The following is a 22,275-nucleotide window of genomic DNA, read 5'->3' on the forward strand; positions in this document are numbered from 1 at the left end:
AATCTACTTCAGCCCCATATTTAATTCATCAAAATGTGTGGCACGTAAAGTTTGCTCAATTAAATCCTCTAAACGGGTTTTGGTAATAATACCGTTCGGATCTAACGTTGTGGTAATTACTTGATGTACGGTTTTAATGGTGCCGGAAGATCCCAACACCGATTGCCAGCCGAGATTGCGGTATTCCCAGCCTAAATCTTCAATTTTATTAACCGCACTTTGATAGGCTTTTTCAAAATTTTCTTGAGAAATTTCGCCGTTTTTAAAATATTTTGATGCAAAACTCACACAGCCCATATGACGACTTTCTGCCACAATCGGGGTGAAATCATCGCCAATAATCATTTCTGTGGAACCGCCGCCGATGTCTACCACCAATTTTCTGCCTTTTTCCGGCTGGGTATGACACACGCCGGCATAGATGGTTTTGGCTTCGGTTTGTCCGCTGATGATATTAATCGGGTAAGGAAACACCGCTGCGGCTTGGCGTAAAAATTCGTCATTATTGACCGCTCTTCGCAATGTATAAGTACCTACCACATTCACATTTTCTGGCGCAAAGCCTTGCAAACGTTCGGCAAACAAAGCCAAACAGTTCACTCCACGGGTAATGGCTTCTTGACTTAATACGGCGTTTTCATCTAACCCTTCAGCCAATTTCACTTTCTGTTTTAACCGTGATAACACTTGAATAGAACCATTCATAATGCGTGCCACAATCATATGGAAACTGTTAGAGCCGAGATCAATGGCGGCAATTTCACGCACATTCGTTCGAAGGTACGGCAAAGTATCCTGTTCAAATTGCATTTCGTTATTCATAAATCATTCCTAAAATTCAAATTGGTAAAGTAAATCAAACACTTGGTTTGTGCTTGATACGGATTGGAAATAGAGCTGTGGCAATAAGCGATAACGCAAAGTCACTTCAGCTAGGCCGTCAAATAATCCTACACCATATTTTATTTGTAAGCGTTTACCGATATTCCCACTTACCTGAACTTTTGAGCTGTCACCCACGCCTGCCGTGCCGAGATTCAAATCTTGAATACCAAAGGCTTCGCCAATGCTTCCAACAAGTTTACCGCTTTTTGCCAAGCCCATACCAAGTAATGCCGCTCCCACGGAACCCGCCGAACCAGCTTCGCCGCTGTCTTCCAAGGAACGCCCCGTTAATAAATAAGACAATGCTTGATCCTGTGGTTTTGCCGGATCGGAGAAAACCGTTACTTGCGGATTGGTTGCTATGCCCACCACTTTTACACCAGCGGTGATATTACTGTCTTCCATCGCTTCCGGATTACGAATCGCCTCAATATTTAACATCGGCTGTGAAGGTAATCCGGAAAAATTAATTTGCCCTTTGCGAATCAGCAAATCTTGTCCAAAGGAAGCATAACGCCCGTTTTTGAGATCGATTTGACCATATAACCCCAAGCGCCCTTTTTCCTGTTTAATGGAAAGTAACCCTTCTAAGTTTGATTTAAAACCATACGCATCAAAATGCACATCGTTGCCGATCTTAATTTTTAAGTCAGAACGAATTTCCATGCCGGACTTTGTGGTGGCGGCAAATTCCCGATTAATCAACTCTTCTTTACTTTTGCGAGGACCGTTCAAAATTACTTCATCTTCGCTCACCGGCTCTGCATTGTCCGGTAGAGAATCTATTTTGATACGCGCCCAAGGTATATCCGCATTGCCCGATAATTCCAATAATTTTGGCGTGGCTTTTGCCAACACGTTAGTAGAGAGGCGAAGCTTTCCCATTGAAGGCAGATCAAGTTTAAAGTTTTCCGTTTCCGCCCGCACTTCGCTGTTCCAATTGTTGATATTTGCCCAATTGGCGTTACCCGTCATTTTTAATCGACCGTTCGGTGTTTGCACATTACCCAGCAAAGTCGAGCGTGTGCCTTCAAAACGAATTGTCGCTTCACCATTTGTCACTTCGAACGGTAACATTTTCAACTTGGTTTTAATGTTGCGGATGTCAAAATGTCCGTTCAATAAGGGTTTTTCAAGATTGCCGCCAAGGGTTAATTTAGAACCAATCTCTCCCTGAATGGATTCACTATTACTAAACAATTGATTCGCCAATGCCAGATTCAAACCTTCAATACTAAAACCACCGCCAAGATTGCGTGAGCCGCTTAAATCATTAAGTTTTAAATCCGCATTAATACGCCCTTGATTTTGCACATTAATGTCTGATTTCAACGTTAGATTATTATTTTGAATATCCGCATTGAGCGTTAATTTTGGCATATTGAGCTTAAAGGTGCGGTAATCCAGTTTTTGTGCCAGTGCGAGATTATCGCCGTTTAAAGATATATTCAATTGGAAGGGTTTGTCGCTAAACCATGCCACTTTCCCTTCACTACGCAATTGCCCTTTTAGCGAATCTTGCTCAATAAATTTATTCACCAAATTTAAATTTATGCGTTTCAAATTAAAAGGAATTTCTCCATTTACGCCTGCGGTGAAAGTTTGCGGAAAACACAAATCCACATCCGTATTCACCCAGCAATGAGGCCCCACTGTGGCTTGGATTTTTTTGTTGTCATAGGTGATGGGAATGGATTGATTCGGTTTTAACGTGCCAATCGGTGTGTCAATATTCACATTGCTTAAAGCGCCTTTCCATTGTTGCGAAGTGCGGTCAAAATTGCCGACGATTTGTAAATTCGCTGCCACGGGTTCACCTTGAGAGGCAAGAATAAGTTTGTGATTTTTTTCATCGCCCGATAACGTCAAATCTAAATTGTGCATTGTCACGGCATCACCATAACGAAGGTTACCGCCTTTCACACTCAAATCGCCTTTCACTAAAGGCGTGCTTGCGACTTTGCCTTTTATCGCCGCATTGCCAATCTCTAAGGTTTGCCAATGGAGATTTTTCGTATTGAGATCAAGATTTACATTCGGTTCGCTCAATTTACCCTGAATAGCAGCGTTGCCGATCAGCGAACCGCTCAGATCCCCATATAACCCACGTAAATTCGGCGCATTAATCTCTAATGTTAAATCTGATTGTTCATTTAATGCACCTTTGGCATAAATCCTATTTTCGCCATAATTGAGTAAAAGTTCAGGAATATTAAGTAAAGCTTTATCACTTAAGCTCAGGTTGCCTTTCAAACTTAACGGACGGTTAGAAAGTGTGCCGGTTAAGTCTATTTTAGGTATATCCACATTCCACCCTTCGGTGTCTGCCGCACCTGATACTGCCAATTTACCGGATAGCACTGCAGGCATTGCTGGAACGTAGGGGCGGATATTCATTTTATTTAGATCCGCCTCTGCATTCCATTTTGCGCCATATTGCCAACTTGCCGATCCCATTAAATTTGCCGACCCGTCCAATGTTTTGAGGTTTAATTCGTTAATGTTTACCTCATATAATTTGCCTGCTGCATTAAGGGATAACGCAGTGGATGGAATATGCGTCATCCCCTCTACATTACCTGTCAATTTCGCCTGATAATCCAGTAGATTACCCGTTAAATTTAATGTTACCTCGTTAATTTTAAGTGGCGGCAGATTTTCGGCGAAGGCATATTGCCCTTTGGCAGCGTTCAGGGTGAGGTTGAGTGGCATTTTGTTTTCCGCCAATTTCACCTCAGAGTTCAGTTTTGCATCCAATACGCCTTTTGTGATTAAAGAAAGTGCGGTCGTTTCTTTTAATGATCCGCTAAGGGAAAATTGTATCTCGCTTTTCGGCAGAATTTCTTTGTCTTTGGATTTAAACGCATTTAATGAAGAAGTGAGGCTTAAATCCACCGGAAAATCGCCGTTAAGTTGCAAAGAACCCTGTGAATTTAGTGTGCCGAGTGAGCTTTCTACCGCCAATTTTTTCAACCGAACAAGAGGCCCCGTGGCATCCGCTTTTAAAAGAAGAGAGGAAAGAGTGAACTGTTGCAAGGTTTCACCCTGTTCATTTTGCGAAACATAATGCCAATCTTTGGCTGCAAGGCTCGGAATGTGAAAATCAAAGGGCAAATTAACCTCATTCAAACCACCTAAAAATGCCGGCGTAAGATTTTGTTCAATCGTCTCCCAATCCATCGGTTGATTATTTTCCGGTTGGGTCGGTTTTTTTATTTGATGGGCTTGAACCGTTTTCAGGTTAAGACTATTGAGTTCGGTCGGTGCAAGGCTTAATCCCGATTCATTATTCAAACTGACCGCACTTTGGAATTTTTCAAGGGAAATTGTTGTTTGATCAAGCTGAAGATTCAGTTTATTCACCGTCACATTTTTCACGGTAATACCCATCGGCAAACTGATTTTTTTCATCGGCGAACTTTCACGCGGTTTTTTCTCCGATGGCGGTAATTTTAAGGTATCAATTTGAATGCTAGGTTCGTTGATAGAAATGTCTTCCACACAAATTTGCCGGGAAAGTAAACAACCGAAATCCAGTTGTAGACGGGCTTGAGCAATTTGAGTATCAATGCCTGCGGTTTGATAACGCACATTTTGTAAAATCAACCCTTGTTGTAGCCCCCCTTCTATATGTTCAATGGAAAAATCATCAAGTAGGTTATCTGCCAGTTGGATTAGCCCCCGCTGTCCCGCATCAAAAGAAAGCATACCCACAAGGGTAAAAACAGGTAAAAAAACAACCGCACTTCCTAAACAAAGCGCTTTGCGTAAACCGGATTTTTTCTTCTTTGGCGTAGGCTGAGAAGGTGTTTCTGATTGTTTAATTTCTTGTTTTGACATAATTTCACCTAAATTTCTGTGCCTAAACCAATATAGAATTGAATATTTTTACTGCCGTCTTTATCACGAATCGGTGTTGCAATATCAAATTTAATCGCACCCACAGGTGATGCCCAACGCACCCCCACACCGGCACCATAGCGTAATTCTTCATTACTAAAACGATTTGCCGCAAGCCCGGCATCCACAAAAGTTGCTCCCCACCATGAAGGATAAACTTGATATTGATATTCAAAAGAGCCGGTTAGCAAACGAGAGCCACCCACAAGTTTGTTATTATGATCTCTCGGTGAGATTTTTTTATAACCGTAACCACGCACACTGCGATCTCCCCCGGCGAAAAAACGAAGTGCGGGTGGGATTTTATGAATATCTTTGGTTTTTAAATAACCGATTTCGGCACGGGTGACAATACGGTGATTTTCCGCATAAGTGCGAATCCAACCCGTCATGGCTTGAATTTTGAAGAAACCCGCATCGGAAAACAGTCCTTTGTAAGCTACATCGACCGTAATTTTTTGCGAATCTCCCCAAGTGGGGAACATTCCTCCGCGCAAACGGGTGCGGTTAAAACCACCGGTCGGATAAACCAAAAGGGTTTTGTCATCAATATCCGCTTGGGTAAATTTATCATAACGAGCCCGCACACCGGCAAAATATTGCCAACCTTCATCATTATTCCAATAACGTAATCCGGCAAGGGTGGCGGCGGTGGTTTTGGTATCGTTATCATCTTCATTTTCCACACCGCTAGAAAATTCGTAATAATAATTTAACGGGTTTTTTAATAGAGGAATTTTATAAGCCGCCTCAAGGGTTTGTTTTGGTGAGGATACATAAAGATTAGTACGAAAACTATGTCCACGATCATTAATCCAAGGCTTTGTCCAACCGATTTGTAAATGTGGGCCGGTATCGGTGGCAAACCCCACCCCTAATTCCATCGCATTTTTTTTGCGGGGATACATCAACACGTCTAAATTAACCACTTTACTTTCTTCATCAACCTGAGGTTGCAATAAAACCGAACTAAACCAGTTTGTCGAAGAAAAATCATTGGTTAATTCGGAAAGGCTGTTCAGTAAATAAGGCTCGCCGGGTTTAATTTTCAGCATATTGCGCAAATAATCTTCACGAATTTGCGTATTGTTAAATTTAATTTCACCGTAATGATAACGCACGCCGCTGTCAAACAGCATACGCCACCAAGCCTGGTAGGTTTCCGGGCTGATTTCCAAACGGGAAACAGTAAATTTTCCGTCTAAATAACCTCGTGCTAAAGCAAGATTGGAAATTGCACTTTTATAATCATCATATTTTTGATGCTCTACCAATTCCCCCACTTTGGGTAAATTTTTGCGTAGTGCCTCAAAGGTTTCATCTTGTGCGGCTTCTCCCTCGATCTGAACATCCGTCCCTGCAATCCGCGTAGGCTTTCCCGGAGTCACGTGAGCGATGAGCAAATCCCGTTCCCCTTTCCGTTTTTTTAATTCAAATGTGACCGAAGAATCATAATAGCCAAAGACACGCAAGCCTTTATCTACGGCATCGGTGACAAGCTGTTTATAGCGATCCGAGCCATCCGTTTCTTCCTTGCTGATAAGTTCAACGTTTAATTCCGTATTGCGAATAGCGCGTATTCCTTTAATACCTTGAATTTCAATATCGACGGTTTGTTCGGCAAATACGGAAAATGCCGAAAGAAAAAGTAAAAGTGCAGTTAATTTGAGAGGAGATTTTTTCATCTTATTTGCGAAACATAATAAAGGATCAAAGGATTAAGCTGCCTTAGTTTACCGATAAACCCTAGGGCTTTGAATGTTTTTTACAAAAATTTAATTTATTTTTTTATTGAAACCCTGTTGCAACCTAAAGTTTACGTCAATTTTTACGATACGCTTTTTCAAAAATAAAGAGTGGTCATTTTTTGATTAAAAGTCGGAATTCAATTTTTCTCTAAATTAGGTAAAAAAACCGCATATTTCTATGCGGTTTTCATTTGGAAGAAAATACAAACTACCACTGATACATATAGCCTGCACCGATCATATTATATCCTTGGGTATCAAGCCCCACGGTGGTTTTGATAATATGCTTACCATTATCAGACATACGGGAATAGCCCACAGAAATCGCATTTTCATCACGATAAGTCGCAACGCCGACTCCAACACCACTCGTACCGCTTCTGGTGACCTGTGGAATGTTTGCCATCGCACCGGCTTGAGCAATACCGCCACGCAATTTATGATCCACCCGATTCAACTTATTTTCCAATTGATGCACTTGATTGTTGGTTCTTTTAAGTTGAGCGTAGTTCACCGCATCGGTATCATTCGTTCCTTCTGCAACGTTGGTGATTTTTTTATTCCCCGCATTAATTCCTTGATTGTTCAATACCACATCACCCGCTTTAAATTCGTTGGCACTCACCACTTCAAAAGTCGGTTTATCCGTTGTGGCATAGGTGATATTTTTGCCATTTTGTTTAACCACCATATTTTTGCCGGCTTTATAAGTCACTGTATTGCCGGCTTGTACTCTTTCGCTCGAGGTGTCAATGGCTTCTCCTCCAGGCTCAGCGCCGATTGTCACATTAAAACTGCTGTTATTAATTGCTTTCGCCACATCTGTGACAGTCGCCAAATTGCCCTTTGTCGAATCAGCCACAGCAACGCCATTGTTATTAACGGAAATATCACCGGTATTTACCGGTGGAGGAGTAGGGATATTTTTAATATCTTCCGTTAATTTGCTGGCAATAAGATAAAGCTGTGAACCATTAATGGCATCCGTTGAGGTAGGTGAAATATCCCCAGCTGAAACATTTTTAATTTGACGTGTTTCACCCAGTTCTGAATTTCCTACTGATACAGTCCCCACCGATGTTGCACCGGCAAAACCACCATAAGTAACGTTATTGATTGTCGCTTGTGAAGTATCTTTTGCATTTTCGGTGGTGGATTTATCGCCTAATGCCACGGAACGTTCATGTTTGGCAAGGGCTTCTTTTCCCATTGCAATGGCATTTTCTTCAGTAGCTTGGGCATCCGTTCCTAAAGCAATGGAGTGATCGCCTACTGCATTCCATACATCGTGTTCAGCACGGTGAAGTTCATGACCGTTATTTTCTGTGTACCAAGCTTTGGGTTGAACTGTCTTGCTTCCTATGGCAATCGCATTTAAACCACTCGCTGCTGCACCATGTCCCATTGCAATAGAATAATTACCGGCAGCAGAGGCAATAGGACCTGCTGCAGTAGAATAATCGCCCAATGCTTCTGCCCAACTACCTAATGCTGATGCGGCTTGACCGAAAGAATAAGTATGTGTGCCCACTGCTGTACCGGCATAACCTAGCGTTTTAGAATCATCACCTAAGGTGGTTGCTCTGTCGTTTAAAGCATAGGCTTTGGTACCTAATGCTGTCGATCCCCAACCGACCGCACGCGATTCATCACCGATAGCAATGGTTGATGCTCCCTGGTTTGCAACATCAATATCTCTATAAGATGGTGTCATACCACGTGGAGAATTTTCTGCACGTAAAGTGTCTACAATATTTTTAATATTATTTCTCGTGTTATTCACGTAATTTTTTAAAACTTCATCGGCAATATCATTAGTATTAATATCCTTAAAATCTGTAATATCCAATGTTTTTGCATCAACACCAATAGCAATAGATCTTTTCCCACTTGCCTGTGCTGTATGCCCCATTGCAACACTCCCTTCACCAAGGGTAAAAGAGTTTAAACCAATTGCTACAGCTCCAATAGGGCGACGGTTATTATTATAGAGTAAATCTGTTCCTCCTAAAGAACGAGCATTACCACCCAAAGTGATAGTTCCATCTCCTTCCGCTGTTGTATTGGAACCGATGGCATAAGTTTGCCAACCATTTGCAAGAGTGTTATATCCCAAAGCAATACTTTGTGATCCTTTCACCGTTGCATTATAACCTTCAGTAATGCTATATGCTCCGCTATAACGTCCTTGACGGCTTCTAGAAACTGCCGGATAAGCATCGTTTTGTTCAATTTTTGCTAAAGGACCCAATGCGATTGTATGGGCTGCTCCTGCGACAATCTGTGGTTGAGTTGTCTCTGTTGTTGTAACATTTAAATAATCAACAGAAGCAGAAAACACACTTGCACTGACAAGCAGTGCAATGGGAGATAAATAAAAAACCTTTTTCATTATGACTCCGTAATATAAATATTGTTTTTTAAATAATATGGTCTGAAATTTATACAATCAAGATGATTTACAAATCCTTTACAAGGTATTTTTCCTAAGCCTCTTTATTCAATAATTTTTAAAATCAACAAGATAAATTTGCTATAATTTAGCCACTTCAATCCTCTATTCAAAAAAGTCATCCAATGGATATTCTCATTGTTGTTATTGTGCTAGGTATTCTCGCCGCTTTCACGCTCATTCCTTTTATCCGTTTTCTACAAACCCGAAATAACCGGGAATTTGAAGGTGAAAAACTGATTCCTTTTAGCTGTGGGAAAGTGTTTAGTGCGGCACGTTATTATTTTAATACTAAAGGAATTTTTATCTTCCATGCAGGGCAATTGGTTCATCATTATCAATTTGAGGATTTAATGAGCTTGGAAAAAATGCGAGTAACAGTGCATAACCGAAAATACTGGTTCATGCGTATTCATACTCCAAATGGTCAACGCTATTATCAATTTATTCCGAAAGACACGATATTTAATGACAATTTCACGCAGTTTTACCAATTCTTAAAAGCGAACTATCCAACCAAGGTGAAAGGAAAATGGCTGAGATGGTTTGCGGGGATTTGAAAAATAGAAAGGAATTTGACCGCACTTTTAGGAATAAATAAGGTGGGTTACCCCACCTTATTTTTATTACTTCGACAAATCAATTTGATACACGGCAAAGCCCACTTCGTCAGTGCCGACTTGTTTGGTCGGATACTGTGATTTTTCTTTGATAAATTGTGTTGCCTGCTCTGTTGGCGAGGTTTCAAAGCGAATGTCTAATTTATCATTGCCTTTGATTGGCACAAAACGCCAGTTTTTATCCGCACTTGGATTCACCGCGCCCTCTTTTTCACTGGTAGCTTTGATGTAGTCTGCCAGAATTTGGCGGTTTTCATCCGGTGAAGCATAGACAATATGTTGATCGCCCGTGCCGGGGAATTTATTGCTGTAAGCACGATAATTGTTGGTGGCAATTAAAAATTCCGCTTTTGGATCAACCGGTTTGCCTTGATAAGTGAGGTTTACTACACGGTGCGATTTTGGATTAATGAGTTTACATTCGCCATCATAACGGGCCGGTCTGGTGATATCGAATTCATAATTAACCCCATCAATCACATCAAAATTATAGGTGCGGAAACCGTCCCAATTAATCAATGATTGTGGTTTATCACTGGTCGAATCGATTTGATTGAACATCCCTGCGCTACACTCAAGCCATTCTTTGAGCTGCTCGCCCGTCACTTTCACCACCACAAGGGTGTTCGGATAAAGATAGAGATCCGCTGCATTACGGAAGGTTAATTCTCCTTTGTTCACTTCCGTGTAACCGGTCGGATCGTTTTTACGACCACCCGCTTTAAATGGTGCACCTGCACTTAAAATCGGCAACCCTGCCATTGCAGCTACACTTGGTGCAACTTTTTCTACATAGGCTTTTTGGGCTTGGTTTACAATTTGAATGGTTGGATCATCTTGCACTAAAGCTAAATAGCTATACATATTATCGGTGGCTTTCCCAATAGGTTGCGATACAAATTTTCGGGTTGCATCGTGAACCGGCTGTAAAAGTGCGGTCAATTCCGGATCATTTTCTGCAAGAGGTTTTTTGTTTTCAGCATCAAAAATCGGACGAAGTGAAGCACGTCCTTCCGTGACAATCCATTTGCCATTATGCTCGGTTAAACCTAAATCCACCACGCTAATATTATTCGCCCAATAACCCGCCATACTTTCCGGTACACCTTTTACTGTGCCTTTCACAATATCTGCATTCGGTGATTTGGCAAATTCTTTGTTTGGGAACAAGCGGTGTGAATGACCGAAAATCACCGCATCAATGTGTGGCACATCCGCCAAGTAGAATGCGGAATTTTCCACCCCTTCTTTATATGGCTCGTCCGATGGGCCTGTATGAGCCAAAGCAATCACAATATCTGCCCCTTTTTGTTTCATTTCAGGCACATATTTTTGTGCGGTTTTGACAATATCACGGGCTTCTATCTTGCCTTGTAAATTGGCTTTATCCCACACCATAATTTGCGGTGGCACAAAACCGATATAACCAATTTTTAATTGGTGGGTTTTGCCTTGATTATCCATCACGGATTTTTCTTGGATCACATAAGGGGTGAAATAAGGCTCATCACTGTCGGCTTTTACCACATTGGCATTGATAATCGGAAATTTTGCCTGTTTCATTGCATCTGCTAGATAATCTAAGCCATAGTTAAATTCGTGGTTGCCAAGGGTTCCCACATCATAATGCATAGCATTTAAACAGGCGATGGCAGGGTTCGGTTTACCCTCTTGATAGCCTTGTGCTGCTTGATAATCTGCAATCGGGTTTCCTTGAATTAAATCACCGTTATCCACCAATACGCTGTTTTTTACCTCACTGCGGACCTGACGAATTAAACTGGCTGCACGGGTAAAACCGAATTTATCGGTTGGGGCATCTTTGTAGTAATCAAAATCCGTTAAAAAACTATGAATATCCGTAGTCGCTACAATGCGTAAATCAAGGTCTGGTTTGCCTTTTGCCATGGTGAAACGGCTTGCGCCTAATGCAAGAATGCTGCTTGCACCAATTTGAATAAAATGACGTCTGTTTATCATGAAAATGTCCTTACTGGAGAGGGAAATTGAGCAATATTCTAAGAAAAACCTCCTGTTTTTGAAAGAAAGTGCGGTCATATTTTTTGTTTGGAATGTAAAAATTTTGAATTTTTTATATCAAAAAAGAAATGAATTTATGACAAAAACGCCTGTTATCTATAACTATTTATTAGTATTGCTCTGAATCTAGATCAAAAAAATATTAATTAATTAAAAGTTCTTTTTGTATGGTTTATTTAAAGAGTTTATGATTGTTCCATAAACCTGACTTTTTTTATCGGGTTTATATTTGACAACTTTATACTCTAAAAGAGGATTTTATTATATGTATTGCGTACAATGTGAACAAACTATGCGCACACCTGTGGGGAACGGTTGTAGCTACTCTCAAGGAATGTGCGGTAAAACCGCTGAAACTTCCGACTTACAAGATTTATTGGTCGCCACCTTGCAAAGCCTTTCTGCATGGGCAATCCAAGCTCGAGATTTAGCGATTATTGATAATGAAATTGATGCGTTTGCGGCACAAGCATTCTTTTCTACCTTAACGAACGTAAATTTCGATTCTCAACGTATTGTAGAATATGCTCAGCAAACCATTTGCTATCGTGACGATTTTATCAAACGCTGCCGTGCGGTGAATGCTGGCATTGATGTAAACCATCCACTGGCACACTTACAACTCGAAGGCACAACCATTGCCGATCTCACCAAACAAGCGGCAAATTTTGCACTCAATTCCGACCGCACTTTAATTGGCGAAGAAGCCCATGGTGTGCGTATGTTATGTTTGTACGGATTAAAAGGCGCCGCGGCCTACATGGAACACGCTTATGTTTTAGGTAAATTCGATAACGAAGTGTATCGTCAATTCCACGAATTTATGGCATGGCTTGGCACCCAACCAAGTGACTTAAACGAATTATTGGAAAAAGCCCTTGCTATCGGCAATATGAACTTCCAAGTTATGAGCCTGTTAGATGCCGGGGAAACGGAAGCCTTTGGAAACCCAGTACCGGCAACGGTAAACGTAAAACCGGTGGCAGGTAAATGTATTTTAATTTCCGGTCATGACTTGAAAGACTTAAAAGCCTTATTGGAACAAACCGAAGGCACCGGCGTGAATGTTTACACCCACGGAGAAATGTTGCCAGCGCACGGTTATCCGGAGTTGAAAAAATATAAACACTTAGTGGGTAACTACGGTAGCGGATGGCAAAATCAACAAAAAGAATTTGCTAAATTCCCGGGCCCGGTGATCATGACGTCCAACTGTATTATTGACCCGAATGTAGGCAATTATGCTGATCGTATTTACACTCGTAGCATCGTCGGCTGGCCGGGCGTGACACATATTGAAGATCGCGATTTCAGTCAAGTGATCGCCAAAGCGCAAGAAATGGCAGGTTTCCCTTATGATGAATTGGAGCATCAAATCACCGTGGGTTTCGGTCGTCAAACCCTATTGGACGCCTCTGATGCGGTCATCAACCTCGTTGCCGGTGGCAAATTACGCCATGTATTCTTGGTAGGTGGTTGCGACGGCAGCAAAGGCGAACGTAGCTACTACACCGATTTCGCCCGTCAAGTGCCGGAAGATTGTGCGATTTTAACCTTAGGTTGCGGAAAATACCGTTTCAACAAATTAGACTTCGGTGTCATCGACGGCTTACCGCGATTATTGGATGTCGGGCAATGTAACGATGCTTACTCCGCCATTATGCTTGCCGTGAATCTTTCACAAAAACTCGGCATCGGTGTCAATGAACTGCCGTTAACCCTCGTGCTTTCTTGGTTTGAACAAAAAGCCATCGTGATTTTATTAACCTTATTGGCGTTGGGCGTGAAAAACATTTACACCGGTCCAACTGCACCGGCGTTCTTAAACGATAATGTGATGGCATTGTTGAACGAAAAATTCGGCTTACGCGGCTTAACCACTCCGGAACAAGATATGGCGGAAGCCTTAGCGAAATAAGGGTTAATGGGAAAAGTGCGGTTGTTTTTGGTGGTGTTTTAATTTCCCCTCGCCGGCAAGCAGGCGAGAGGAAAATAACGCTAAACCCCACCGCACTTCCAAACACGCAAAGAGAAACACTATGTCAAATAACCAGAATCCGTTGTGTTACAACGAAATGCAGGTGCATTCTATTCATCAGGAAACGGATGATGTTTACACTATTGAGCTAATTGCTCAGGATTTTTATCCTTACGAGCCTGGTCAATATGCCTTGGTGAGCATTCGTAACACGCCGAATATCGTGCGTGCTTACACCCTTTCCTCCACACCCGGTATGAGCCGTTTTATTACCTTAACCGTACGCCGCATTAAAAACGGCGTAGGCTCAAATTGGATAACCTCGGAGCTTAAAGAAGGCGACCAAATTTGGTTGTCAGATCCGATGGGAAAATTCACTTGTACGCGTATCGTCAGCGACCATTATCTCTTGGTTGCCGGCGGTTGTGGAGTCACACCGATTATGTCTATGAGCCGTTGGTTACTGAAAAACAAACCGAATGTGGATGTGGTGGTGCTTTATAGCGTACATTCGCCAAAAGATGTGATTTTCAAACGGGAATGGGGACTGTTGAAAGAACAATTCCCACAGTTAAAACTGTTTATGAATGCTTCTGTAGAGGTGAAAGAGGGCTTTATTGCTGGTCGTTTAAACAGTCAAATGATCGCCGATCTTGTGCCGAATATCGCCGATTATACAGTGCTCACCTGCGGACCGGAAAGCTATATGAACGACTTACGCACTATGACTGAATCCCTCGGCATCCCGCCGGAACGTTTCTTCTTGGAGCAATTCCACTCCTCTACTGAAAATTGTATGTTGGACAACAGCAAACAAGTGACTCTTTCGATTACCAATCCTGTGCCACAAACGTTTTCTGTACCCGTTGGTATGACACTGCTTGCTGCATTGGAAGAACACAAAAAACCAATCATCGCAGCCTGTCGCGAGGGCATTTGCGGCTCTTGTAAAACCTTGGTGTTAAATGGTGATTATGAGGTTACTACTAATGGTCCTTTAACCGAAGGGGAAATCAAACAAGGCTATGTGCTGGCATGCAGTTGTCAGTTAAAAGGAAATATGACGGTAGATTTGATGTCATAAAATACCTAAAAAACCGCACATGGCATACCCAAAGTGCGGTTGATTTTTAGCGTGTTTTCCAGCTATTTTTTCATCCATTTATCATAGATTTTTTGATATTCGCCATTTTCTTTAATTGCTTTTAAACCTTGATTTATACGTTCTTGCAAGACTTTATTGGACTTGTTTAATGCGATGCCTACGCCACGACCAAAATACTTTTCATTCGTCACTTTTTCACCGACAAATTCAATATTTGGCTCTTTCTTCATCATATCCGCCAGTAATGCCGTATCACTCAGCACAATATCAATTCGCCCGTTTTGCAGATCTAAAATTGCATCTTGCAAATTCACATAAGATTTTGGCGAATATTGTGGAGTTTCTGCAACGGTGTATTGTTGGAAAGTGGAACCATTTTGTACACCGATATTTTTAGCTGTCGCCAAATTTCCTTTTCCTTTCAACGCCACATAGCTTGCTGAACTGTCATAATAAGGATCGCTGAATAAAATTTGTTTTTCACGTGCCGGTGTAATATCAATTGCCGACATTGCTGCATCAAAACGTTTTGCTTTCAAACTTGGAATTAACGCATCAAACGGCTGGGTTTTAAAATGGCAAGTAGCTTGAATTTCCTGACAAATTGCCTGTGCGATATCAATATCAAACCCAATTAACTCACCTTTTTCTGTAGTCACTTCAAATGGTGGATAGCTCGGTTCTGTGCCGAAGGTTAATTCCTCCGCATTGGTTGTTACACTCACCGCACCGATAAAAAGACCAAGTAAAAGTTGTTTTTTCATTGTCGTCTCCTGTTTGCCTCTTTGATTCTTAATATGCATATACATAAAATAAAATTGAATATATATTCAATTATTATTCATAATAATTTATTTAAACTCGTGTGATTATGACATAAAAATTCTGTGATCGCTGTCCCAAATTTTAAATTTGGTGATTGTTTTTTTACTTTTTCTCCCTATTATTTATTCATCGAAACGTTTCGATAAACCTTAAAAGGACTTTTCGATGAAAAAAACAACATTACTCAATGCACCACTTTCCCATTGTATTGCCGCATTAGGTCATACCGATAGTATTACCCTGTGCGATGCTGGGTTACCCATTCCCCACCAAGTAGAACGCATCGATCTGGCACTTACTGCCGGGGTACCAAGCTTTTTACAAACCTTAGAGGCGGTGATCGCAGAAATGTTTGTGGAAGCTGTTGTGATTGCAGAGGAAATAAAAGAAAAAAATCCTCATATTTTGACCGCACTTTTGTCACGCTTTAACCAGCTTGAAGCTAGTCAAGGCAATAAAATTCAACTGGAATTTGTGCCACATGAAACATTTAAACAGCATTCCCAAAATAGCAAAGCTATTGTGCGTAGCGGTGAATGTTCACCTTATGCCAATGTGATTTTGTATTCCGGCGTACCATTTTAATAAAAGGTGAAATGATGAAAACCTTACTCAAAATTAGCGGTATAGATAAATCCTTTCCCGGTGTGAAAGCCTTAAGCAATGCCTGTTTATCGGTCTATGCCGGTCGAGTGATGGCACTAATGGGGGAAAACGGTGCGGGAAAATCCACCTTAATGAAGGTACTAACCGGTATTTATTCTAAGGATGCCGGAACCATTGAATATCTTGGTAAAGAAGTTCTCTTCAAAGGGCCAAAAGCCTCTCAGGAAGCAGGAATTAGCATCATCCACCAAGAATTAAACTTAATCGGCAATTTAACTATTGCAGAAAATATCTTTTTAGGCCGTGAATTTAAAACACGGTGGGGAGCGATCAACTGGCCAAAAATGTACCAAGAAGCCGATAAACTTTTGGCACGTCTAGGCGTAACACACAGCAGCAAAAAATTGTGTTCCGAACTTTCTATTGGTGAACAGCAAATGGTAGAAATTGCCAAAGCGCTCAGCTTTGAATCCAAAGTGATTATTATGGATGAGCCGACTGATGCATTAACCGACACGGAAACAGAGGCTTTATTCAAGGTAATTGATGAACTTAAAGCGGAAAAATGCGGCATTGTTTATATCTCTCATCGTTTAAAAGAGATTTTTCAAATTTGTGATGATGTGACGGTTCTGCGTGACGGTCAATTTATTGGCGAGCGGACAGTATCAGCGATTAATGAAGAGGATTTAATCGAAATGATGGTCGGTCGCCGATTGGATGAACAATATCCACATCTGGCACAAGAAAAAGGTGAATGTGTGTTAGATGTCACCCACCTCAGTGGGAGCGGTATTGATGATGTTTCATTTAAACTCTATGGTGGTGAAATTGTCGGGGTGTCCGGTTTAATGGGGGCTGGTAGAACGGAACTTGGTAAAGTGCTTTACGGTGCACTACCAAAAACGGGTGGTAAAGTGCGGTTAAAAAATCAAGAGATTGAAAATCACCGTCCACAAGATGGTTTAGATCAGGGTATCGTCTATATTTCAGAAGATCGAAAAAATGATGGTTTGATATTGGGAATGTCAGTGAAAGAAAATATGTCCCTTACTTCGCTTGATCATTTTTCGCAAAAAGGGCAAATCCGCCACCAAGTGGAGAAAATGGCGGTCGATGATTTTATTGAAATGTTTAACATTAAGACCCCAAGCCGAGATCAACAAGTCGGTTTACTTTCCGGAGGTAATCAACAAAAAGTCGCCATTGCCCGTGGTTTGATGACTCGCCCCAATGTGCTGATCTTAGATGAGCCGACACGAGGTGTGGATGTGGGGGCAAAAAAAGAAATTTATCAACTCATCAATGAATTTAAAAAAGACGGTTTAAGTATTTTAATGATTTCATCTGATATGCCGGAAGTGCTGGGAATGAGTGATCGCATTTTCGTGATGCGTGAAGGCAAAATCACCGCAGAATTTTCTCGTGCAGAAGCGACACAGGAAAAATTGTTAGCTGCGGCTATCGGTAAATAGGAATAGGTAAGGTAAAAATAATGAAAACTGAAACTTCTCGTTTCCAAATGAGCAAATTTTTAATTGAACAGCGTTCGTTTATTGCGCTGATTATTCTTATCACCATTGTATCCACAATGAACCCGAATTTTTTCAGCGTAGATAATATTCTCAATATTTTGCGTCAAACATCGGTCAATGCCATTATCGCTGTGGGAATGACTTTCGTCATTTTAATTGCCGGGATTGATCTTTCCGTGGGATCTGTTTTGGCATTAACCGGGGCGATTGCGGCTTCGATGGTGAGCTATGAATTACCGATTTTACTTGTGGTTCCTGTCGTTTTATTGCTTGGCACGGTGTTAGGCGGCATAAGCGGTATCATTGTCGCAAAAGGAAAAGTCCAAGCCTTTATTGCAACTCTTGTTACTATGACCTTATTGCGTGGTGTAACGATGGTTTATACGGATGGTCGCCCGATTACCACCGGTTTTTCTGACAGTGCCGATATTTTTTCGGCGATTGGTACGGGCTATTTTCTTGGTATTCCAGTACCTATTTGGATCATGACGGTTGTATTTGCACTGGCGTGGTACATTTTAAAACATACCCCTATCGGTCGCTATATTTATGCTCTTGGTGGCAATGAGGCAGCCACTCAGCTTTCCGGTATTAATGTCAATAAAATCAAAATATTCGTGTTCGCAGTGAGTGGTTTTTTATCTGCCCTTGCCGGTCTGATTGTGACTTCTCGTCTTTCCTCAGCCCAACCGACAGCCGGGGTATCCTATGAACTGGATGCCATTGCAGCCGTCGTTGTGGGGGGAACCAGCCTTATGGGAGGAAAAGGGCGAGTAATGGGAACCCTCATTGGTGCATTGATTATCGGTTTTTTAAATAATGCCCTGAATTTATTGGATATTTCATCTTACTATCAAATGATAGCAAAAGCGTTGGTTATTCTGGTTGCTGTTTTGGCCGATAACTATCTTGGTACAAAAAAACTGTAACTCATTTTTCAGGAGAAACTATGAAAAAAGTGACCGCACTTACTTCCGCCGTATTATTAGGCTTATCCCTATCCGGTGCAGCTTTCGCACAAGATACCATTGCCCTTGCGGTATCCACATTGGATAATCCTTTCTTCGTCACATTAAAAGACGGAGCACAACAAAAAGCCGATGAATTAGGCTATCAGCTCGTTGTGTTGGATTCTCAAAATGATCCGGCAAAAGAACTGGCTAATGTGGAAGATTTAACGGTTCGTGGCGCAAAAGTGCTTTTAATCAATCCGACAGATTCTGAAGCAGTGGGGAATGCGGTAGCGATAGCCAATCGTAATAATATCCCGGTGATTACCCTAGATCGCGGTGCAGCCAAAGGAAATGTAGTGAGTCATATCGCTTCCGATAATATCGCCGGAGGCAAAATGGCAGGGGATTTTATCGCACAAAAATTAGGTAATGGGGCAAAAGTCATTCAACTTGAAGGCATTGCAGGAACATCGGCGGCGCGTGAACGTGGCGAAGGTTTCAAACAAGCGATTGAAACTCATAAATTCAATGTTCTTGCCAGCCAACCGGCAGATTTTGACCGTACCAAAGGGTTAAATGTCACAGAAAATCTGCTTGCCAGCAAAGCAGAAGTACAAGCGATTTTTGCCCAAAATGATGAAATGGCATTAGGTGCATTGAGAGCAGTCAATGCCGCCAATAAAAAAGTGCTGATTGTTGGTTTTGACGGCACAGATGATGGTATCAAAGCCGTAAAAAGCGGTAAATTAGCGGCGACTATTGCACAGCAACCGAATTTAATTGGATCATTAGGGGTGATGACTGCCGATAAAATTTTAAAAGGCGAAAAAGTCGAGGCTAAAATTCCGGTAGATTTAAAAGTCATCAGTGAATAATCATTTTTATATTTTATTATTGCTGCCACAAGCGTTTAGGTTTGTGGCAGCACATTTGCAATAACAATCAATAAGGATTTCAACATGAATAAAAAGCTGACCGTTCTTGGCAGTATAAATGCCGATCATGTCATATCCGTCCCTTATTTTGCTCAACCGGGGGAAACCCTCACTGGAGAAAATTATCGTATTGCCTATGGTGGGAAAGGGGCAAATCAAGCCGTTGCAGCAGCACGATTAGGGGCAAATGTCGCCTTTATTGGCTGTATCGGCAGTGATGGTATTGGTGAGACCATGAAGAATACATTTGCACAGGAAGGGATTGATACCTCACCGATCACGACAATTCAACAAGAAATGACAGGTATCGCCTTTATTCAAGTTGCGCAATCCGCTGAAAATAGTATTGTTATTGCATCGGGTGCAAATGCTTATTTAGATGAACAAATCGTACGCCAAAACGAAGCACAAATTGCGCAATCCGACTGCTTACTGATACAGCTTGAAACACCGCTTCCAGCAGTGACATTTGCCGCACAAATAGCGAAAAAACATGGCGTACAAGTCGTGTTGAATCCGGCACCGGCTCAGCCTTTACCCGATAGCTTATTAAGCCAAATTGACATTATTACGCCAAATGAAACGGAAGCTGAAATCCTTACCGGTGTGCAAGTGACAGACGAGCAAAGTGCGGTCAAATCGGCTGAAGTTTTTCATCAAAAAGGCATTGGTTGTGTGATCATCACACTTGGTGCAAAAGGCGTTTTTATTAGCCGAAACGGCGAACATAGAATTATCAAAGGTTTTTCCGTGCAAGCGGTGGATACCACAGCGGCAGGTGATACCTTCAATGGCGGTTTTGTGACGGCTTTACTGGAAGGTCAATCTTTTGAAGAGGCAATTCGTTTTGCTCAGGCTGCCTCTGCAATAAGCGTTACCCGGCCGGGAGCACAGCCTTCTATTCCGACAAAACAGGAAACCTTAGATTTTCTTCATGATACTTAAAGTGCGGTCAAAAATAGGATTGTTTTTATGGCAACAATGAAAGATATCGCGAGATTAGCAAAAGTTTCTACATCCACCGTTTCTCACGTCATCAATGGCTCACGTTTTGTGAGTGAAGAAATTCGTGAAAAAGTCATGAGTGTGGTGGCAGAACTCAATTACACGCCTTCTGCAGTGGCGCGCAGCTTGAAAGTGAAAGAAACCAAAACGATTGGCTTACTGGTTACTGCGACGAATAATCCTTTTTTTGCCGAAGTGATGGCGGGGGTAGAGCAATATTGCCAACAGCATCAATATAATCTCATCATTGCCACCACCGGTGGTGATGCAAAACGGCTACAGCAAAATTTGCAAACCCTTCTCCATAAACAAGTGGATGGTTTACTGCTAATGTGTGGTGACAGCCGTTTTAACGCTGACACCGAACTGGCAATTTCTGTACCTTTAGTGATTATGGACTGGTGGTTCAAGGAGCTTAATGCCGATAAAATCCTTGAAAACTCAACATTTGGCGGCTATTTAGCAACAAAAACATTAATTGAAGCCGGACATCAAAATATAGGCATCATCACAGGTAATCTTAAAAAATCAGTAGCGAAAAACCGTTTGGAAGGGTACAAAAAAGCCTTATCGGAAGCCGAAATCCCATTGAATAATGATTGGATCATCGAAAGCCATTTTGATTTTGAAGGGGGAATTATCGGTATGCAAAAATTAAATGCTACACCACACCGCCCAACCGCCGTATTTTGTTGTAGCGATGCCATTGCAGTGGGCGCTTATCAAGTACTTCAACAGCAGGGGTTACGAATTCCGGAGGACATTTCCGTCATTGGTTACGATGACATTGAACTTTCCCACTATCTTTATCCCCCTCTTTCTACTATTAACCAACCCAAAGCCGAATTAGGAAAACTTGCTGTAGAACTATTGATTCAGCGGATAAAAAACCCAAAGGAGCCTTACCAAACACTCACCTTAAGCCCAACCCTAAAATTACGAAAATCTATAAAAAATATAAATGATAAATAAAAATGTAGGGGCTTAATTAAGGCGTAGCATGTGTAAAACCTAATTTTACGCGCGGAATAATTAATTTGTGTATGGATTTTCCATCCACACTACGCTCGCTATCGCCCCATTTTGTACCTTTTTATTTTTTTAATTTAATCAAATCTTAAACAACGAAGCCCAAAATACTTTTTTTCTTCTTTTCTCTTATCATATTCCTCCATTTTCTGCTTGATAAAATTCACCCAAACTTGATGAGGTGTCAATGATCTTCCAAAATTAAACCACAAAGATCCTTTAAAAGTGAGCCACTTTTGGTTTGCTATGGCGGCATTCATTGAAGCCCCACCGCCCGAACCATAAGCGATTGACCCACTTGCCCCTGCACTGGTTTGTTTGGATTCGTATTTCTCCGTATCTTGGCGGCTAGTCAGTGTCAGGCTTTGAAGGTCTGCCTCCCAACGTTTTGCTTTGAGATTGGCAGCTTCAAGCGTTAATCCACCGTCTTCACTCTTCGTGATGAGTTTATCAGCGTTCAGGTGACTGTTTTGCCAACGTTCGCTATCGGCGTTTGATTTGCCTTTCGCCACATTCACCGAACCCTCAATCCCAAAACCGTAGCTGTTGCCGTTCATCCCCACAAAAACACCCACACTGCCGCCTACTTTCATCTCGTGCTTTAGCATTTAGCACAGAAAAATTAACTCGTGCATGGATTTTCAATCCACACACGCTAC

General features: G+C 41.7%; 15 protein-coding genes and 1 pseudogene. 9 read left to right on the forward strand and 7 right to left on the reverse strand.

All coding sequences use genetic code 11. From position 1 onward, the window contains the following. Positions 1-15: 15 nt before the first annotated feature. The 4 genes and pseudogenes from BKK52_RS10860 to BKK52_RS10875 all read right to left on the reverse strand — a co-directional run. A pseudogene (locus tag BKK52_RS10860) lies at positions 16-822 on the reverse strand (Ppx/GppA phosphatase family protein); the annotation flags it as partial. A gap of 9 nt (positions 823-831) precedes the next feature. Beyond that, positions 832-4,725 (reverse strand): autotransporter assembly complex protein TamB, encoded by a 3,894-nt coding sequence (gene tamB, locus BKK52_RS10865; protein ID WP_077478684.1) that lies wholly within the window; start codon positions 4,723-4,725, stop codon positions 832-834. Positions 4,726-4,733: 8 nt separating this feature from the next. Then, positions 4,734-6,470, reverse strand: a complete 1,737-nt coding sequence (gene tamA / locus BKK52_RS10870) for an autotransporter assembly complex protein TamA (protein ID WP_077420820.1) — start codon at positions 6,468-6,470, stop codon at positions 4,734-4,736. A 271-nt stretch (positions 6,471-6,741) separates the two neighbouring features. Continuing rightward, complete coding sequence (locus BKK52_RS10875; protein WP_077420821.1) at positions 6,742-8,925, reverse strand: YadA-like family protein; 2,184 nt, start codon at positions 8,923-8,925, stop codon at positions 6,742-6,744. Positions 8,926-9,110: 185 nt separating this feature from the next. Between BKK52_RS10875 and BKK52_RS10880 the strand changes: the two genes are divergently transcribed. After that, positions 9,111-9,545, forward strand: coding sequence for a hypothetical protein (locus tag BKK52_RS10880; RefSeq protein WP_077420822.1), 435 nt, complete (start codon positions 9,111-9,113; stop codon positions 9,543-9,545). Positions 9,546-9,611: 66 nt separating this feature from the next. On the opposite strand, the gene cpdB is transcribed toward BKK52_RS10880, so the two are convergent. Continuing rightward, the gene (gene cpdB, locus BKK52_RS10885) at positions 9,612-11,585 is read right to left on the reverse strand and encodes a 2',3'-cyclic-nucleotide 2'-phosphodiesterase (RefSeq protein ID WP_077478685.1); all 1,974 of its coding nucleotides are present in this window, start codon (positions 11,583-11,585) and stop codon (positions 9,612-9,614) included. 325 nt (positions 11,586-11,910) lie between these two features. Here cpdB and hcp point away from each other — a divergent pair, with 325 nt between their 5' ends. Then, positions 11,911-13,563, forward strand: coding sequence for a hydroxylamine reductase (hcp, locus tag BKK52_RS10895; RefSeq protein ID WP_077478686.1), 1,653 nt, complete (start codon positions 11,911-11,913; stop codon positions 13,561-13,563). Positions 13,564-13,684: 121 nt separating this feature from the next. After that, on the forward strand, positions 13,685-14,707 hold the full coding sequence (hcr, locus tag BKK52_RS10900) for an NADH oxidoreductase (protein ID WP_077414759.1): 1,023 nt from the start codon (positions 13,685-13,687) through the stop codon (positions 14,705-14,707). A 62-nt stretch (positions 14,708-14,769) separates the two neighbouring features. On the opposite strand, the gene BKK52_RS10905 is transcribed toward hcr, so the two are convergent. Beyond that, on the reverse strand, positions 14,770-15,492 hold the full coding sequence (locus BKK52_RS10905) for a lysine/arginine/ornithine ABC transporter substrate-binding protein (protein WP_077420824.1): 723 nt from the start codon (positions 15,490-15,492) through the stop codon (positions 14,770-14,772). A gap of 226 nt (positions 15,493-15,718) precedes the next feature. Here BKK52_RS10905 and rbsD point away from each other — a divergent pair, with 226 nt between their 5' ends. The 6 genes from rbsD to BKK52_RS10935 all read left to right on the forward strand — a co-directional run bounded on the left by rbsD (position 15,719) and on the right by BKK52_RS10935 (position 21,559). After that, positions 15,719-16,138, forward strand: coding sequence for a D-ribose pyranase (gene rbsD, locus BKK52_RS10910; protein ID WP_077420825.1), 420 nt, complete (start codon positions 15,719-15,721; stop codon positions 16,136-16,138). A 14-nt stretch (positions 16,139-16,152) separates the two neighbouring features. Beyond that, on the forward strand, positions 16,153-17,634 hold the full coding sequence (gene rbsA, locus BKK52_RS10915) for a ribose ABC transporter ATP-binding protein RbsA (RefSeq protein ID WP_077420826.1): 1,482 nt from the start codon (positions 16,153-16,155) through the stop codon (positions 17,632-17,634). Positions 17,635-17,654: 20 nt separating this feature from the next. Next, entirely contained in the window at positions 17,655-18,623 is a 969-nt protein-coding gene (rbsC, locus tag BKK52_RS10920; protein WP_077414767.1) for a ribose ABC transporter permease, read from the forward strand. Between the two features lie 20 nt (positions 18,624-18,643). Then, positions 18,644-19,522, forward strand: coding sequence for a ribose ABC transporter substrate-binding protein RbsB (gene rbsB, locus BKK52_RS10925; protein WP_077414769.1), 879 nt, complete (start codon positions 18,644-18,646; stop codon positions 19,520-19,522). Between the two features lie 84 nt (positions 19,523-19,606). Next, positions 19,607-20,527, forward strand: coding sequence for a ribokinase (gene rbsK, locus BKK52_RS10930; protein ID WP_077478687.1), 921 nt, complete (start codon positions 19,607-19,609; stop codon positions 20,525-20,527). Between the two features lie 27 nt (positions 20,528-20,554). Next, entirely contained in the window at positions 20,555-21,559 is a 1,005-nt protein-coding gene (locus BKK52_RS10935) for a substrate-binding domain-containing protein (protein ID WP_077478688.1), read from the forward strand. A 134-nt stretch (positions 21,560-21,693) separates the two neighbouring features. Here BKK52_RS10935 and BKK52_RS10940 read toward each other — a convergent pair whose 3' ends face one another. Then, positions 21,694-22,209, reverse strand: coding sequence for a hemagglutinin repeat-containing protein (locus tag BKK52_RS10940; protein ID WP_158076047.1), 516 nt, complete (start codon positions 22,207-22,209; stop codon positions 21,694-21,696). Positions 22,210-22,275 lie beyond the last annotated feature (66 nt).

Source organism: Rodentibacter trehalosifermentans, from assembly GCF_002000545.1.
Lineage (GTDB): Bacteria > Pseudomonadota > Gammaproteobacteria > Enterobacterales > Pasteurellaceae > Rodentibacter > Rodentibacter trehalosifermentans.